The organism is Rhizobium sp. LCM 4573, assembly GCF_001854865.1.
Lineage (GTDB): Bacteria > Pseudomonadota > Alphaproteobacteria > Rhizobiales > Rhizobiaceae > Neorhizobium.
Window position 1 is genome coordinate 204,202 of record NZ_MDDW01000001.1, and the last position, 14,411, is coordinate 218,612.

The following is a 14,411-nucleotide window of genomic DNA, read 5'->3' on the forward strand; positions in this document are numbered from 1 at the left end:
TTCCATCAGGTCAGCCGCTTGATGATCTCGCGGATCAGCGTGTTGAGCCCGGCGGTAAGCCCTTTGACCAGGATTTCCGTCAACTTCTCGACGATCTGCTTGATCGGCAGTCCCAGGGTCACGGGAACGATCTGCGGCACCGTTCCCATCGCCGCCGTCACATCACGGCGCAGCCGGTCGCCGCACGCTCCGGCACCTACGCAATCAGGATCGAACGGAWGGCGCGAAATGTCCCATTTGCCGCGCTGCTTTATGCCGAGATTGGTCTCGACCTCGGCATGCGAAAGGACCGTACGTGGACCGACAGGAATACGGTAGCGCGTGCAGAGTTCCGCCACCGTCGCGATCAGCGTGTTCCACTGCGCGGTCGTCATCGGGTAGCTGCCGGCTCTGAAGGGCTGCTCCTGCGCGCCTCCCATGCAGCATAGTGATACGCCGATCGACCCGCTGTTGCAGTTGAGCGTATGCGCTGCGTAACCCGCCTTCACACGTCTCGAATTGAGGGCAATCGACGAATTGCCTTTGACGAGCCGGCCATTGCCTTCGATCAGGAAATGATAGGCGGCAAGGTCTTCCGGACCAGCCTGATACGAACCTGCCGTCCAATGGCAGATGACGCGCTTCATTGGTACGTCGGGAATCCAGGCAAGCGGTATTGCCATGAGAAGTCCTCGCAATCCAGCCGGGCTGCAGGGGGCCGAGCGGGACTAATGTAATTTCAACCGCCGGAAACACCAATGCCGTATTCGTCATTTGGTTGAGCAAACGTAACGCCACCACCCGTCACATGTCGCGTCAAAGGGTATGGCGCCTTCGCGGTAACGAGATACGCAACGCAAACGCTTCAGGCAGAGGCGATCCTGGATGATCGCCACCTACGTCAACGGGCGTCGGCACCATCGCCCGTGTCCACGACCTCGGCTTCCGGACGGTCTCCGCCATCGCTGTATTCGGTATGCCAGACGCCCCGTTCGTCCTGCCAGCTTATTTCTTCCGCATCGCCGCCGACCTGCTGTTCGGCCGCGACGATGCGCGCTGCCTGCAGCGCGTCGGAATGCGTCGGAAAGGTTTCTGAATAGACATCACCGAGGCGATAGGCCCAGCCGCCGTCGTGTTCCACGATTTTGTAGACAACTTTGGTCATAGGTTCTTCTCCCTCCTTTCTCTCTCATGGCCGATATGATCATGCCGTTTGCTCAGCCGCGGCGTCGAGGTGAAAAAGCAGAAAGGGCGCCGCAAGACTCCAGGGCCACTTGCGAAATTATGTCATCAAATGCCGGTTGTCGCAAATCGGCCTGCCGCGCCGCTCCTTGATGCGGGCTCTCCTCGCCATAGATTGCAGGAGGTCACAAGGAGCAGCCGGTGAAAATATCGCTTCTGCTGAGCCAGGAAAAATTCCTCCTGTTCGCCATCGGCGCCGTGGTCGCCGGCTATCTGGCGGAGCATGCCATTCTCCAGGCCGGGCAGACTGTCTCGCTGCTTGCCGCGGCCGCCTTCGTAATCACGATCATCCTCGCCTCCACCCGCGTCGCCCATCACGCGGAGGTGCTGGCTCACAAGGTCGGCGATCCCTACGGCACCATGATCCTGACGCTTTCGGCGGTTGCGGTGGAGGTGCTGATCCTGGCGATCATGATGAACAATGCCGCCTCACCCACGCTCGTTCGCGACACGATCTATTCGGCCGTCATGCTCGATATCAACGGCATCCTCGGCCTTGCGGCCCTGCTCGGCGGCCTACGCCACGGCGAACAGGCCTATAATGACGATTCCAGCCGCACCTACAGCGTCATGATCCTGACCGCCATGGGCATTTCCATGGTGGTTCCGGAATTCATCCCCGAAGCCAGGTGGCATCTCTATTCCGCCTTCACCATCGGCGCGATGATCGCGCTCTACGCGCTTTTCCTGCGCATGCAGGTGGGAACGCACAGCTATTTCTTCAGCTACAGCTATCCACGAACGAAGACGGCAACGCCGCAGGAGGAAGCCGAGGAGGAGCCCGCAGCCCTCTCTATCGCCATCATCCTTTTCGGCGTGCTCGTCATCGGCTTCCTGGCGGAATTCATGTCCGCCTTCCTCGATACCGGCCTAGAGGGAACGGGTGCGCCTCCCGCGCTGATGGCTGTAGTCGTCGCCACGATCTCGGCCGCGCCGGAAATCCTGACCGCCCTTCGCGCGGCGCTGCGCAACCGCATGCAATCGGTCGTCAACATCGCCATGGGCGCCTCCCTTTCCACCGTCATCCTCACCGTGCCGGCTATGGAAAGCATCGCGCTCTACACCGGCCAGCCGTTCAACATGGCGATGACGCCAGTGCAGACGGTGATGGTCGGCATCACGCTCATCGTGGCGGCCATCAACCTGAACGATGGTCAGACCAACGCCATCGAGGGAATGACGCATTTCGTGCTGTTTGCGACCTTCCTCATGCTCACCATGCTCGGCCTCTGACAAAAAGTATTTAATTTCAAATGATTACGCCCGAAATCCTGAATCAAAATGGCAGCCACTTGGCTTTCTCCCTCACCGGGTCTACGGCCTGCTACTTCTGATATGGACTCAAATAAACCCTGAATTATATCTTGAGAATCAGGGCAACCGCCCAATCTTCTGCCGAAGATCACAACCAGGAGAGCGCAACATGGGTATTTTCGACAGCATCAAGAATGCGATATTCGGCCAGGCTAAGCCTGCTTCATCGGCACCTGCCGAAGCTCCGAAGACTGYGACACCTTCGAGCCCGGTCACGGCTTCGATGTCTGCAGCCCCGRCCTCCTCAAGCGCCGCTGCCCCGACGGGTTCGCCGGCACCTGCGGCAACAGCCRCTCCGGCTTCCCCGGCGAGTGCCGTCGATATCGGGCCGATCCTCGATGCAGCCGTCAAGAAGAGCGGCCAGAAGCTCAACTGGAAGAATTCCATCGTCGATCTGATGAAGGCGCTCAATCTGGATTCCAGTCTCTCGGCTCGCAAGGAACTCGCCGACGAGCTTGGCTATACCGGCGACAAGGGCGATTCCGCGGCCATGAACGTCTGGCTGCACAAGGCTTTGATGAAGAAGCTCGCGGAAAACGGCGGCGTGGTGCCGGCCGAGCTCACAGACTGAGCATCCCGAAAGTCCTTCGAAGCCCGCCATCCCGGCGGGCTTTTCATTTGTGCGCTCAATAAATCTTGATGGCACGTGTAAGGTATTTGCGCGGTTCTTCCCTTAAACAGGAATGAACCACACCCAAGGGAGGTCCAGGATGAACCAGTTTTCTTCCATGCTCGCCGGCACTGTTCTTTCGGCCGTCCTGATTGCAGCGCCCGCCTGCGCACAAACCGGAAACCAGCCTGCGACCGGCGCGGAAGACGTGCCGGCCGGCCAGCCGGCCGAAACCAGGCCACCCAATGCACCGGCCCAGCGACCTGCCTTTGCCGGGCAGACCCGCGCGCCGCAGCCTGCGCAAATGCCGCGAATTGCTACCCAGGTTGTCGCAGACGACCTCCCGCACCTCTGGGCCATGGAATTCCTGCCCGATGGCCGCATGCTCGTGACCGCGAAAGAAGGTGCCATGCACATCGTCTCGGAGAAAGGCGAAGCCGGCCCCGAGATCGAAGGCGTCCCCGAAGTCCTCTCCGATGGCCAGGGCGGGCTCCTCGACGTCGCGCTGGCCCCGGACTACCAGAGCTCCGGCCGCATATTCTTCTCCTTCTCGGAAGACCGCGAGGATGGCAACGGCACCTCCGTAGCCTCCGCACGACTGGTGCCGGACGACCAGGGCGGCGGGCGACTGGAGGATGTCAGCGTCATCTTCCGCCAGATGCCGAGCTATGACGGCAACAAGCATTTCGGCTCGCGCCTCGTCTTCGGTCAGAACGACGAACTCTATGTGACCGTCGGCGAGCGCTCGGATCGTAAACCGCGCGTGCAGGCACAGGACCTTTCGAGTGGTCTCGGCAAAATCTTCCGCATCGACATGAACGGCAAGGCGCTGCCGGACAATCCCTTTGCTGGCAGAGAGGGCGCCCAGCCGGAAATCTGGAGCCTCGGCCATCGCAACCTTCAATCCGCCACCCTGGATGGCCAGGGGCGCCTCTGGACGGTCGAACACGGTCCCCGCGGCGGGGACGAGCTGAACAGGCCGGAAGCCGGCAAGAACTATGGCTGGCCGGAGGTCACCTACGGCGTCGAATATAGCGGCAGCCCCGTCGGAGACGGCATCACGGAAAAGGCCGAGACGGAACAGCCCGTCTATTATTGGGACCCCGTGATCGCCCCTTCCGGCATGGCCTATTACGACGCCGATGCCATTCCCGAATGGAAGGGTGCCTTTCTGGTCGGCGGCCTCGTCTCGCAGGGCATCGTCGTAGTGCATATGGATGGCGACAGGGTTTCGAATGAAGAACGCGTGCCGCTGGAAGCCCGCATTCGCGACGTGAAGGTCGGGCCTGATGGCGCCGTCTACGCGGTAACCGAGGAACGCGGCAGCGGGTCGACCATCGTTCGTCTGACGAAGGCGAGCTGACAATCCGAATCTGACACCTGATAGCAAAAGCCCGCGTCTCCCGCGGGCTTTTCTTTTCCAGCCTTTAGCTGGCGGTTACTTGCAGTTCGCGCAGAAGCGCTGAATGCGCTTGCATGCTTCCTCGAGCAGCTCTTCCGAGGTCGCATAGGAAATGCGGAAGTTCGGGCCGAGGCCGAAAGCCGAGCCATGGACCACCGCCACGCCTTCCGTTTCCAGAAGCTCGGTCACGAAGTCCTCGTCGGTCTCGATGACCTTGCCGGACGGCGCGGTCTTGCCGATCAGCCCCGCGCAGGAGGGATAGACATAGAAAGCGCCTTCCGGCGACGGGCAGCTGATGCCTTTGGCCTGGTTGAGCATGGAAACCACGAGGTCGCGGCGGCCTTCGAAGACCTTCTTGTTCTTCACCACGAAATCCTGCGGCCCATTGAGCGCCTCGACCGCCGCCCACTGGGCGATGGATGTGGCGCCCGAGGTCTGCTGCCCCTGGATCATGTCCATCGCCTTGATGAGCTGCAGCGGACCGGCGGCATAGCCGATGCGCCAGCCCGTCATGGCGTAAGCCTTGGAAACGCCGTTCATGGTCAGCGTGCGGTCGTAGAGCTTCGGCTCCACTTCCACCGGCGTGGCGAACTTGAAGTCGCCATAGGTCAGGTGCTCGTACATGTCGTCGGTCAGAACCCAGACATGCTCGTGCTTCAAAAGGACATCCGTCAGCGCCTTCAGCTCGTCATGGCTATAGGCGGCGCCCGAGGGGTTGGACGGCGAGTTGAAGATGAGCCACTTCGTCTTCGGGGTGATCGCCTTTTCGAGCGCTTCCGGCTTCAGCTTGAAATTGTCTTCGATCGTGGTGCCCACGAACACCGGCGTACCGCCGCAAAGCGCCACCATTTCCGGATAGGATACCCAATAGGGTGCCGGGATGACGACTTCATCTCCCGGATTGAGCGTCGCCATGAAGGCGTTGAAAAGAATCTGCTTTCCGCCGGTGCCGACGATCGTCTGCTCCGGCTTGTAATCGAGTCCGTTCTCGCGCTTGAACTTCGCGGCGATCGCCTTGCGCAGTTCGGGAATGCCCGAGATCGGCGTGTATTTCGTTTCGCCCCGGTTAATGGCGTCGATCGCTGCTTTCTTGATATTGTCCGGCGTATCGAAATCCGGCTCGCCTGCGCCGAGACCGATCACATCCCGGCCCTGAGCTTTCAGTTCGCGGGCTTTCTGGGAAACGGCAATGGTGGCGGAAGGCTTTACGCGGGAAAGAGCGTCGGCAAGAAAGGCCATGGTCATTGGTCCTGAGGGCTGTTGGAACAAGGCGGGTCGCGCGCCGGCCCGCCGACACGCTGTATGTCGAATGAATGACGGGGTTTCAAGCGCAAACCATGAATATCATCGATGAAAGAAGCTGATTAAAGCGCTTCGACCCGGTTTACAGCCGCGTAACTCTTGCCTGCTACAACCGGTGCAGGCAACAACGGATCGCGGTCATGAACGCCAAGAGCATTTTTGCCAGTCTGGTGCGGGGCGATGACGGGTCCGTTTCGACCACTTACGGCCCCTTCCTGCTACTCTCCGCATTGCAGCCGATCTTCAGGCGAAGCCCGGATGAAACGCTGGAGATCGAGGCTTTCGAAGGCCTCGTCCGCACATTCCGAAGCGGAGAGCCCGTTTCTCCGGCCGAGTTCTTCGGCCTTGTCGAGCCTGCCGATATCGAGACGACCGACAGTATCCTGCGCACCATCCATATTCTCAATACGGGCCGCCTCAACCGCTCCCATGCCCGGATTTTCATAAAGTTTCATCCAGGCCTCTTCAGAACTCCGATCGCCATGCGCCAGGAGGTGGAACGCATCAAGCTCGCGGGCCACGAGGCAGGCCTCTCCCCCGATAGAATCGTCTGCGAAATCTCCGAAAAATTCGGCGAAGACGCCCACCTCATCGCCGCCTTCACCGAACACATGCGCGCGATCGGCTTCCGTATCGCGATCGACGATTTCGGTGCGGGCGATTCCGATCTGGAGCGGCTGAAACACATCCGCCCGGATTACGTGAAATTCGAACCCGCCTGGACTCGCGACTTCCTGGAGAACTCCGCCGGCATGGCGCTGCTTCGCGTCATAGTCCGTCAGATGCAGGAGGATGGCATCGAGCCTGTCTTCGAAGGACTCGAGCAGTCGTGGCAGGTGCAGCGTTGCGGAGAACTCGGCGTGCCGCTGATGCAGGGATATGCACTTGCGCGGCCGCAGCTTGCCCCGACCGACTTCAACTCTCTCTTCCCGGAAGCGCCTTCGGCCATAGAACCGGCAGCCGCCGCCCGCACGAACGCCCTCAGTTCCGCACCGAGCCCGGCACATGCCACGATCGCCTCTGCACGTGCCAAACCGGCCCGTACTTTCGGCAGGCGGCGCCCCGCGCTCGATTGAAAGAAGATCTTCGATCCTTGCCCAGATAATGCCGCGACAAATGCTCCGGATCGCCATGAACCGGTCCTCTTCGCGACCTTTTCGAAGCCTTCACTCTGGTGATCAAAAGGAAAGGATCGGCAGATGTTCCTGGACGACGATAGGTTGAACCGCAGGCATAACAGATTGAGGCTTTCCCCCTCCCTCATGGCATCCATCGGGCTGGCGGCCTGCGTGGCGATGATGGTGGGACTGGTCGCAAGGATCTGATAAGCCTGAAGCCGGCGGCCAAGCCGCCTTGTCGGGTTTTGATGAAACTGCTAATGCGGACCCCGTCCCCGGCCAGCTGGCCACCTTCTCCGCTCAGGCTCGAACATGACCCGCATCCAGGCGAACCTTGTCCTTCTGCTCGCCGCAGCGATCTGGGGCGGTGGTTTCGTTGCCCAGTCGACGGCCATGGACAAGATCGGCCCCTTCTGGTTCGTGGGCCTGCGTTTCGGGATCGCCACGCTCGCCGTCCTGCCCTTCGCCTTGATGGAGGCGCGAAAGGCGAAAGCTCCGCTCTCGAAAAACGGACTCCTGTCGTTCATCGCGGTCGGCCTAGCTCTCTTCGGCGGCGCCATCACCCAGCAGATCGGCCTCATCAGCACCACGGTCACCAATTCCAGCTTCCTGACCGGGCTTTACGTCGTCTTCGTGCCGGTCATCTCGGTGATCGCTCTTCGCCGGTATCCGCATTGGATCATTTGGCCGGCAGCGGTTCTGGCGCTCTTCGGCATCTTCTTGCTCAGCGGCGGCGAGCTTGCATCCCTTACCAGAGGCGACGCGCTCACCATTGTCTGCGCCTTCTTCTGGGGTATCCAGATCATTCTCGCCGGCCTTTTCGTCTCATCGACCGGAAGGCCATTGGCGCTCTCGGCCTGTCAATTCGCCGTCTGCTCCATCCTCTGCCTGGCGATCGGCCTGTTCATCGAACCGATCGACCTCGCCGCGATTTCCGCCGCATCCCGGGAAATCCTCTATGTTGGCCTGATCTCCTCCGGCCTTGCCTTTGTCCTGCAGGTCATCGGACAGCGCTACACCACCGCACCCCAGGCCGCGATCCTCCTCTCCTCCGAAGCGCTTTTCGGCGCCCTGCTGGGCGCCCTCCTGCTCGGGGAGAAACTGCCGCCCCTCGGCTATGTGGGCTGCGCGGTTCTCTTCGCGGCAATGCTTCTGGTCGAGCTCGTTCCGGAACTAACCCGCCGCAGGAGCCGTCTTTCCAACGCCTGAAAACGACAGGCGACAAATTTTTTTCAATTAGCGACACGCGTATCAAAATGAGGCAAAACAACCCTGAATTTTGATTGTTGGCGATGGATTCTGCCCCTTCCACCCCACCTTGAGCCCCCAAACGCCGCATTTGCAGGCATTTTCGCGTTCACGCTTTTTCGATTGCACGGCCCGCCCGAAAAACTTTTTCTTGCCAATTTCGGATAAACACAGCACTCTGTGCAAGTTCGGGCAATTTACGAGCATGGGAAGACCTATAATGATGCGTTCCGGAGACGCCAAGACTCCGGGCGGGGGATCTGGGGGCGGATTGCGAATCTATTCCTGCCAGTCACCGCGGTAAAGACAGGGCCCCTTTCTTAAGCTGCCTGCCACCGCCCTAAGGGGCAACATTGTGATGCTGTCCGCCGCTGAACACGGACAGAAAGAAAAGGACCTGCTGCATGGCCGAAACTGGCACTGTAAAATTCTTCAACACCGACAAAGGCTTCGGCTTCATCAAGCCGGATAACGGCGGCGCCGATATCTTTGTCCATATCTCTGCCGTACAGGCTTCCGGCCTGTCCGGTCTTTCGGAAAACCAGAAGGTAAGCTTCGACACGGAACCGGATCGTCGCGGCAAAGGCCCCAAGGCCGTCAACCTGCAGATTGCCGGTTAAGCCTTACCGGCTTTCATTCGAGTTGAGGCCCGGCAGATATGCCGGGTTTTTTTATGCGGAGAACTGCGCGTTCAGAGACCGCGCAGGAATGGATTTGTCCGCCGCTCCTCGCCAATCCGGCCGCCAGGGCCATGGCCGCAGATGAAGCCGACTTCATCGCCGAGCGGCAGCACCTTGTCGCGGATAGAGGCAAGAAGCGTGGCGTGGTCGCCGCCTGGCAGATCTGTTCGGCCGATCGAGCCGTTGAAGAGCACATCCCCGAGATGGGCGAAGCCTTCCGCGCGATTGAAATAGATCACATGCCCCGGCGCGTGACCCGGCGTATGGAAAACTTCGAACACATGCCCGCCGAAGGAAACGGTGTCCCCCTCCTCCAGCCAGCGGTCCGGCGTGACGTTGCGCACCGGCATGGAGACGCCGAAACGTTCCGCCTGCTTTTCCAGCCGTTCCAGGAGCGGCAGGTCGTCCTTGTGAGGTCCGATCACCTTGATACCGAGCAGTTCGCGCAACTCGTCGGCACCGCCGGCATGATCTATATGACCATGGGTAAGCCAGATTTCCCTGAGCTTTATGCCGTTCTCCTGCACCACCTGGACAATGGCCGAAACGTCGCCGCCGGGATCGATCACCACGCCTTCTTTAGTCTCGGTATCAAAGAGAAGTGTACAGTTCTGCTGGAATGGTGTGACCGGGATGATGCCGGCCTGCAGCTTGCCCATGATGCCTCGGCTTGCGGTGGATGATGCGTCCCGCCGGTATAGCGGGAAACATCCCCTGTTTCAGCCCGAAAAATCACTCGGAGACGGAATAGGCGGGACTTTCGGCTGCCGGCGGGGCAAGCGATGCCATGCCGAGCAGCAGGACCGAGACGGCGGTCGAGAGCGTGAAGGCGGCGATCAATACGACGCGCAGGGGATGCGCGGGCGCTGCGGTCTCCGCCTTGATGGCAGGAATGTCGGTAAAGGTCGGGCGGGTCATGCGTTATCTCCCTATGCTCCGATTTATCCATTTCGGCCGCCCCTGCCGCTCGAGAAAGGCAACGAACGATGCGGCCGAAAGTTCCGCCGGCCGTGATCGCCGCGCTCCGCGCCGGGCTTCATCTTTCCTGCGCATCGACGGAACCAGCCCGGCCCGAGGGGGTTGTCCTTCCCAGTCAACATCAGGGAGAAGAACCATGAAGACCTGGTTGAAATGTCTGTTTGCGGCCTCGGCCCTCGCGACGGCGGCGTTTCCCGCCTGGGCTCAAATGACCGCCACCACAGCCTCCGACATTACGGTGCGCTCCGGTCCCGGCGAGGAATATCCGGAAGTCGGAGTCGCCACGCGCGGCAGCCCGGCCATGCTCGACGGCTGCATGCAGGGGAGCAGCTGGTGCCGTATCGACGTCAACGGCATGCGCGGCTGGGTATTCGCCGAATACCTGACCATCGAGCACGAAGGCACGCCGGTCGTGGTCGAAGAATATCGGGCGCAGCATGAAGTGCCCGTCGTCACTTACGAGACGACCTCAGGCGTGGCGCCCGCCTCCCCCGCCCCCGGAGATCTGCTTCTTGGTCCGGTCGAGGAGGTCGAGGTAGTCGAACCGCCGGAAACCGTCATCACCTATATCGAGCAGCATCCGGCCGAGCCGATCTACGTGCGCAATGAACTGGCGATAGGCGCAACCATCCCGCCTGGCGTCACCATCCAGGAAGTGCCGGATTACGACTATTCCTACGTCGTGGTTAACGATCGGCGCGTTCTTGTCGACCCAGCCACCCGCCGCATCGTCCACATCTATGACTAGTCCATTCGGCAGGGCGCTCAGGCAGCGCCCTGCCCTTTTCCATCTTGGGACGTATCGCTCCCGCACATGCGCCTTTCCCAACAATACTGTTGATTGTTCAGCCGGTTCGCGCTTTATCGGTGGCGGGTAAGCTACAATCGGTTCGCGAACATGAAGAGCGCCAGCCTGGCTAAGGGTCAGGCGCCGAGGGAAAGGAAAGCCGCAAGTGGCACGCGCAGCGACGGAAAGAGCCGTCAGGAAGGTCCACCCGCCCATGYCGGCGGTCGATGAGGCCCAGATCGACTTCGAAATGATCGAGCTGCTGTTCTTCGCCTATCGCGATTTCATCTCCGATCCGGACGCGATCCTGGCGAAGATCGGCATGGGACGCGCGCACCACCGCGTCGTTTATTTCGTCTGCCGCCAGCCGGGCATGATGGTGACCGATCTCCTGGATACCCTGCAGATCACCAAGCAGAGCCTTGCGCGGGTGCTCAAACAATTGATCGAATCCGGCTACATTAGACAGATGGCAGGCGCAAAGGACCGCCGGCAGCGTCGCCTCTACCCGACGCTTGCCGGCCGGGAACTGGCGCTCGCCCTCTCCGAGCCGCAATCGCGCCGTATCGCGCAGGCCATGGAAGGCATGAGGCCCGAGACGCGCGATGCAATCAAGGATTTCCTGCGGCACATGCGCGGCCGCAACCCCGATCTGGAGACCATAGAAAGCGAGTTGGAATAAATGAACAAGACCGTTCTTTCCGATGACGCGCCCCATCTTCTGGTCGTGGATGACGATACACGCATCCGCGATCTCCTGCACCGCTACCTGATGGAGCAGGGTTTTCGGGTTACCGTCGCGGCCGATGCGGCCGAAGCCCGCCGCAAGCTCGATGGTCTGAGCTTCGATCTCATCATTCTCGACGTGATGATGCCCGGCGAATCCGGCCTCTCGCTGACTGAGGACCTCTATCGCCAAAAGACCATTCCGGTGATCCTGCTGACGGCTCGCGCCGAGGCCGAATCGCGTATCGCGGGTCTGGAGGCCGGCGCCGACGACTATCTTCCCAAACCATTCGATCCGCGTGAACTCGTGCTCCGGATCAATAATATCCTCAGGCGCAACGCTTCGCCCGATACCCCGAAGATCGAGCAGGTCATGTTCGGCCCCTTCACCTTCTCGATCCTGCGCAAGGAATTGCGGCGCGCCGCCGAGACCATCCGGCTGACCGATCGCGAGCAGGAAATCATGCTGCTCTTCGCCCTGCGCGCCGGCGACACCATTCCCCGCCACGAGCTGATCGGCGACGATGCGGATGTCGGCGAGCGCACGATCGACGTGCAGATCAACCGGTTGAGGCGTAAGATCGAGGACGACCCGGCCAATCCGGTCTATCTCCAGACGGTGCGCGGGATCGGGTACCGGCTGAGCATCGACTGACCGGCACCGGCCGGAAGCGGGAAGGCGTAATGGCATTATTCGATACCCTGAGACGCGACATCTCCCGTTTCAATATTCCCGGCTGGCGCGCCTCCACCCGCTGGATGAAGCGCCGGCTGCCGACCGGCCTCTATACCCGCTCCGTCCTCATCGTCATCATTCCGATGCTTCTCCTGCAATGCGTCGTCGCGGCCGTCTTCATGGAGCGGCACTGGCGCATGGTGACTGAGCGGCTTTCGGAGGGCGTCGCGCGGGATATCGCGGCGATCATCCAGGTCATCCAGACCTATCCGCAGGATGGCAACTACGACGATATCGTGCGGATCGCGGAAGAAACCCTCGCGCTCAACGTCTCCATCGAGGAGAACGGGGAGCTGCCGCCGCCACGCCCGAAGCCGTTCTTCTCCCTCCTAGACAGCATCCTCGTCGAACAGATCAGCGAACGTATCCGCCTGCCGTTCTGGATCGATACGGTCGGCGAGAGCCGGTTGGTCGAGATCCGCATCAAGATGGATGACCGCGTGCTGAGGGTCTTTGCCCGCCGTAATCAAACCTACGCCTCCAACACTCATATCTTCATCGTCTGGATGGTCGGCACGGCTCTGGCGCTCATCGGCATCTCGGTCCTCTTCCTGCGCGGCCAGATCCGGCCGATCCTCGCGCTTGCGGATGCCGCGGAAAGTTTCGGCAAGGGCCACAAGATCTCGGATTTCGCGCCTCGCGGCGCGGAGGAGATCCGCCGTGCAGGCTTCGCATTCATTCAGATGCGGGAGCGCATCGAGCGGCAGATGGAACAGCGCACCGCCATGCTGAACGGTGTGAGCCACGATCTCAGGACCATCCTCACGCGCTTCAGGCTGCAACTGGCGCTTGCCGGCGACAAGCCGGAACTCCACGGCATGAGCCAGGATGTCGAGGACATGCAGTCCATGCTCGAAGGCTATCTGGCCTTCGCCAAGAGCGACGCGGAGGAAGAGGATGTCGGCGCGGTGAGGCTCAGCGAGCTTCTGGAACGGCAGCGGGCCGATTTCGCCCTGCACGGCAAGACCATGACCTACGAGATCGAAGGCGACGACGAGGTCGAGGTTCGGCCAAAGGCCTTCAGCCGGCTCGTCAACAACCTCGCGAGCAATGCCGAACGCTATGCCGAAACCCTGCACGTCGATGCCAGACACAGCGCCAAATGGCTGACGCTGACATTCGATGATGACGGTCCAGGCGTACCCGCCGAAGCGCGCGAGGATGTCTTCAAACCCTTCTTCCGCCTGGACGAGGCCCGCAATCTCGACGCTTCCGGAACGGGTCTTGGTCTCGCCATCGCCCGCGATATCGCCCGCTCGCACGGCGGCAACGTTACGCTGGCGGATAGTCCGAGAGGCGGCTTGCGGGCCGTCGTACGGATACCTGCCTGATCCCGCCAATCTTGGGAGAAACCTCATGCCGATCGATACCCGCGCCATGACCTGGCTCAACCCGCCTCCCGAGGTCCGCGAAACGGCGAACGGCCTGTTCCTGCGTTCCGGCCGAGAAACCGATTTCTGGCAAGGCACCTATTACGGCTTCCACCGCGACAATGGCCATTTCCTCCATCGGCCGTGGAGCGGCGAGTTCACCGCCGAGGCCTCTTTCGTCGGGTGTTATGAGGCGCTCTATGACCAGGCGGGGCTGATGATCCGCCAGGACGAAACCCACTGGATGAAATGCGGCATCGAATTCACCGACGGAGCCCGGCATTTCAGTGTGGTGGTGACGAACGGCCAATCCGATTGGTCCGCCTTCCGCCTAGCGCAAGATTTCGAGGAGATGTTCGTCCGCGTGACGCGCCTCGGCGACGCGCTCTTCGTCCAGTACCGCACGGATGCCTTTGCGGAATGGCGCATGGCGCGGCTCGCCTATTTTCCACCTGCCCCGCGCGAAGTCGCCGTCGGCATCGCCTTCTGCTCGCCGCAGCGGGAAGGTTTCGGGGTGGAGTTCAACTCGTTCAGCCTGACCGATCCCGTCACACGCGAGATCCACTGACGCGAGCTACATCAGCTTCCTGCCGTTCGGTACACCCTGCTCGACCGCAGCCAGCACGATAGCGCCGTTTTCGTCCTCAAAGCCGAGGGTCAGCACTTCGGATCGCACGGGACCGATCTGTCGCGGCGGGAAATTCACGACGCCCAATACTTGCCGCCCGACGAGCGTTTCCGGCGTGTAGTGCACGGTGATCTGCGCGGATGATTTCTTGATGCCGATTTCCGGGCCGAAGTCGATCTTCAGCTTGAAGGCCGGCTTGCGCGCCTCCGGAAAGGGTTCCGCCTCGACGATGGTGCCGACGCGAATGTCCACCTTCTCGAAATCGCCATAGGTGATCTCGTTGCTCATTGT

General features: G+C 61.1%; 17 protein-coding genes. 11 read left to right on the plus strand and 6 right to left on the minus strand.

Going from position 1 to position 14,411, the window contains the following annotated elements:
- Window positions 1-5 precede the first annotated feature (5 nt).
- Together LCM4573_RS01035 and LCM4573_RS01040 are read right to left on the minus strand one after the other, a co-directional pair.
- Complete coding sequence (locus LCM4573_RS01035; protein WP_071003994.1) at window positions 6-662, minus strand: N-acetylmuramoyl-L-alanine amidase; 657 nt, start codon at window positions 660-662, stop codon at window positions 6-8.
- Window positions 663-880: 218 nt separating this feature from the next.
- The gene (locus LCM4573_RS01040) at window positions 881-1,144 is read right to left on the minus strand and encodes a DUF2188 domain-containing protein (RefSeq protein ID WP_071003995.1); all 264 of its coding nucleotides are present in this window, start codon (window positions 1,142-1,144) and stop codon (window positions 881-883) included.
- Window positions 1,145-1,362: 218 nt separating this feature from the next.
- Here LCM4573_RS01040 and LCM4573_RS01045 point away from each other — a divergent pair, with 218 nt between their 5' ends.
- The 3 genes from LCM4573_RS01045 to LCM4573_RS01055 all read left to right on the plus strand — a co-directional run bounded on the left by LCM4573_RS01045 (window position 1,363) and on the right by LCM4573_RS01055 (window position 4,508).
- A complete protein-coding gene (locus LCM4573_RS01045) occupies window positions 1,363-2,454 on the plus strand; it encodes a calcium:proton antiporter (RefSeq protein ID WP_071003996.1) in 1,092 nt (363 codons plus the stop codon).
- 190 nt (window positions 2,455-2,644) lie between these two features.
- Window positions 2,645-3,106, plus strand: coding sequence for a DUF3597 domain-containing protein (locus tag LCM4573_RS01050; protein WP_071003997.1), 462 nt, complete (start codon window positions 2,645-2,647; stop codon window positions 3,104-3,106).
- Between the two features lie 139 nt (window positions 3,107-3,245).
- The gene (locus LCM4573_RS01055) at window positions 3,246-4,508 is read left to right on the plus strand and encodes a PQQ-dependent sugar dehydrogenase (protein ID WP_071003998.1); all 1,263 of its coding nucleotides are present in this window, start codon (window positions 3,246-3,248) and stop codon (window positions 4,506-4,508) included.
- A 75-nt stretch (window positions 4,509-4,583) separates the two neighbouring features.
- Here the strand turns inward: LCM4573_RS01055 and LCM4573_RS01060 are convergent, their stop codons facing one another.
- Window positions 4,584-5,786 carry a pyridoxal phosphate-dependent aminotransferase gene (locus tag LCM4573_RS01060; RefSeq protein WP_071005092.1) on the minus strand — a complete coding sequence of 401 codons (1,203 nt, stop codon included), beginning with the start codon at window positions 5,784-5,786 and terminating at the stop codon, window positions 4,584-4,586.
- Between the two features lie 203 nt (window positions 5,787-5,989).
- Between LCM4573_RS01060 and LCM4573_RS01065 the strand changes: the two genes are divergently transcribed.
- The 3 genes from LCM4573_RS01065 to LCM4573_RS01075 all read left to right on the plus strand — a co-directional run bounded on the left by LCM4573_RS01065 (window position 5,990) and on the right by LCM4573_RS01075 (window position 8,835).
- Window positions 5,990-6,925, plus strand: a complete 936-nt coding sequence (locus tag LCM4573_RS01065; RefSeq protein WP_071003999.1) for an EAL domain-containing protein — start codon at window positions 5,990-5,992, stop codon at window positions 6,923-6,925.
- 354 nt (window positions 6,926-7,279) lie between these two features.
- Window positions 7,280-8,176, plus strand: coding sequence for a DMT family transporter (locus LCM4573_RS01070; protein ID WP_071004000.1), 897 nt, complete (start codon window positions 7,280-7,282; stop codon window positions 8,174-8,176).
- Window positions 8,177-8,619: 443 nt separating this feature from the next.
- Complete coding sequence (locus LCM4573_RS01075) at window positions 8,620-8,835, plus strand: cold-shock protein (RefSeq protein WP_003494703.1); 216 nt, start codon at window positions 8,620-8,622, stop codon at window positions 8,833-8,835.
- A gap of 71 nt (window positions 8,836-8,906) precedes the next feature.
- On the opposite strand, the gene LCM4573_RS01080 is transcribed toward LCM4573_RS01075, so the two are convergent.
- On the minus strand, window positions 8,907-9,554 hold the full coding sequence (locus LCM4573_RS01080) for an MBL fold metallo-hydrolase (protein WP_071004001.1): 648 nt from the start codon (window positions 9,552-9,554) through the stop codon (window positions 8,907-8,909).
- Window positions 9,555-9,627: 73 nt separating this feature from the next.
- The gene (locus tag LCM4573_RS01085; RefSeq protein WP_071004002.1) at window positions 9,628-9,813 is read right to left on the minus strand and encodes a hypothetical protein; all 186 of its coding nucleotides are present in this window, start codon (window positions 9,811-9,813) and stop codon (window positions 9,628-9,630) included.
- A gap of 196 nt (window positions 9,814-10,009) precedes the next feature.
- Between LCM4573_RS01085 and LCM4573_RS01090 the strand changes: the two genes are divergently transcribed.
- The 5 genes from LCM4573_RS01090 to LCM4573_RS01110 all read left to right on the plus strand — a co-directional run bounded on the left by LCM4573_RS01090 (window position 10,010) and on the right by LCM4573_RS01110 (window position 14,060).
- The gene (locus LCM4573_RS01090; RefSeq protein ID WP_071004003.1) at window positions 10,010-10,621 is read left to right on the plus strand and encodes a DUF1236 domain-containing protein; all 612 of its coding nucleotides are present in this window, start codon (window positions 10,010-10,012) and stop codon (window positions 10,619-10,621) included.
- 253 nt (window positions 10,622-10,874) lie between these two features.
- Entirely contained in the window at window positions 10,875-11,342 is a 468-nt protein-coding gene (locus LCM4573_RS01095; protein ID WP_071004004.1) for a MarR family winged helix-turn-helix transcriptional regulator, read from the plus strand.
- Complete coding sequence (locus tag LCM4573_RS01100; protein WP_071004005.1) at window positions 11,343-12,041, plus strand: response regulator; 699 nt, start codon at window positions 11,343-11,345, stop codon at window positions 12,039-12,041.
- Between the two features lie 29 nt (window positions 12,042-12,070).
- Window positions 12,071-13,453 (plus strand): ATP-binding protein, encoded by a 1,383-nt coding sequence (locus LCM4573_RS01105; RefSeq protein ID WP_071004006.1) that lies wholly within the window; start codon window positions 12,071-12,073, stop codon window positions 13,451-13,453.
- 25 nt (window positions 13,454-13,478) lie between these two features.
- Window positions 13,479-14,060 carry a DUF1349 domain-containing protein gene (locus LCM4573_RS01110; RefSeq protein ID WP_071004007.1) on the plus strand — a complete coding sequence of 194 codons (582 nt, stop codon included), beginning with the start codon at window positions 13,479-13,481 and terminating at the stop codon, window positions 14,058-14,060.
- Between the two features lie 6 nt (window positions 14,061-14,066).
- On the opposite strand, the gene LCM4573_RS01115 is transcribed toward LCM4573_RS01110, so the two are convergent.
- Window positions 14,067-14,408, minus strand: a complete 342-nt coding sequence (locus tag LCM4573_RS01115) for a tRNA-binding protein (RefSeq protein WP_071004008.1) — start codon at window positions 14,406-14,408, stop codon at window positions 14,067-14,069.
- Window positions 14,409-14,411: the final 3 nt, after the last annotated feature.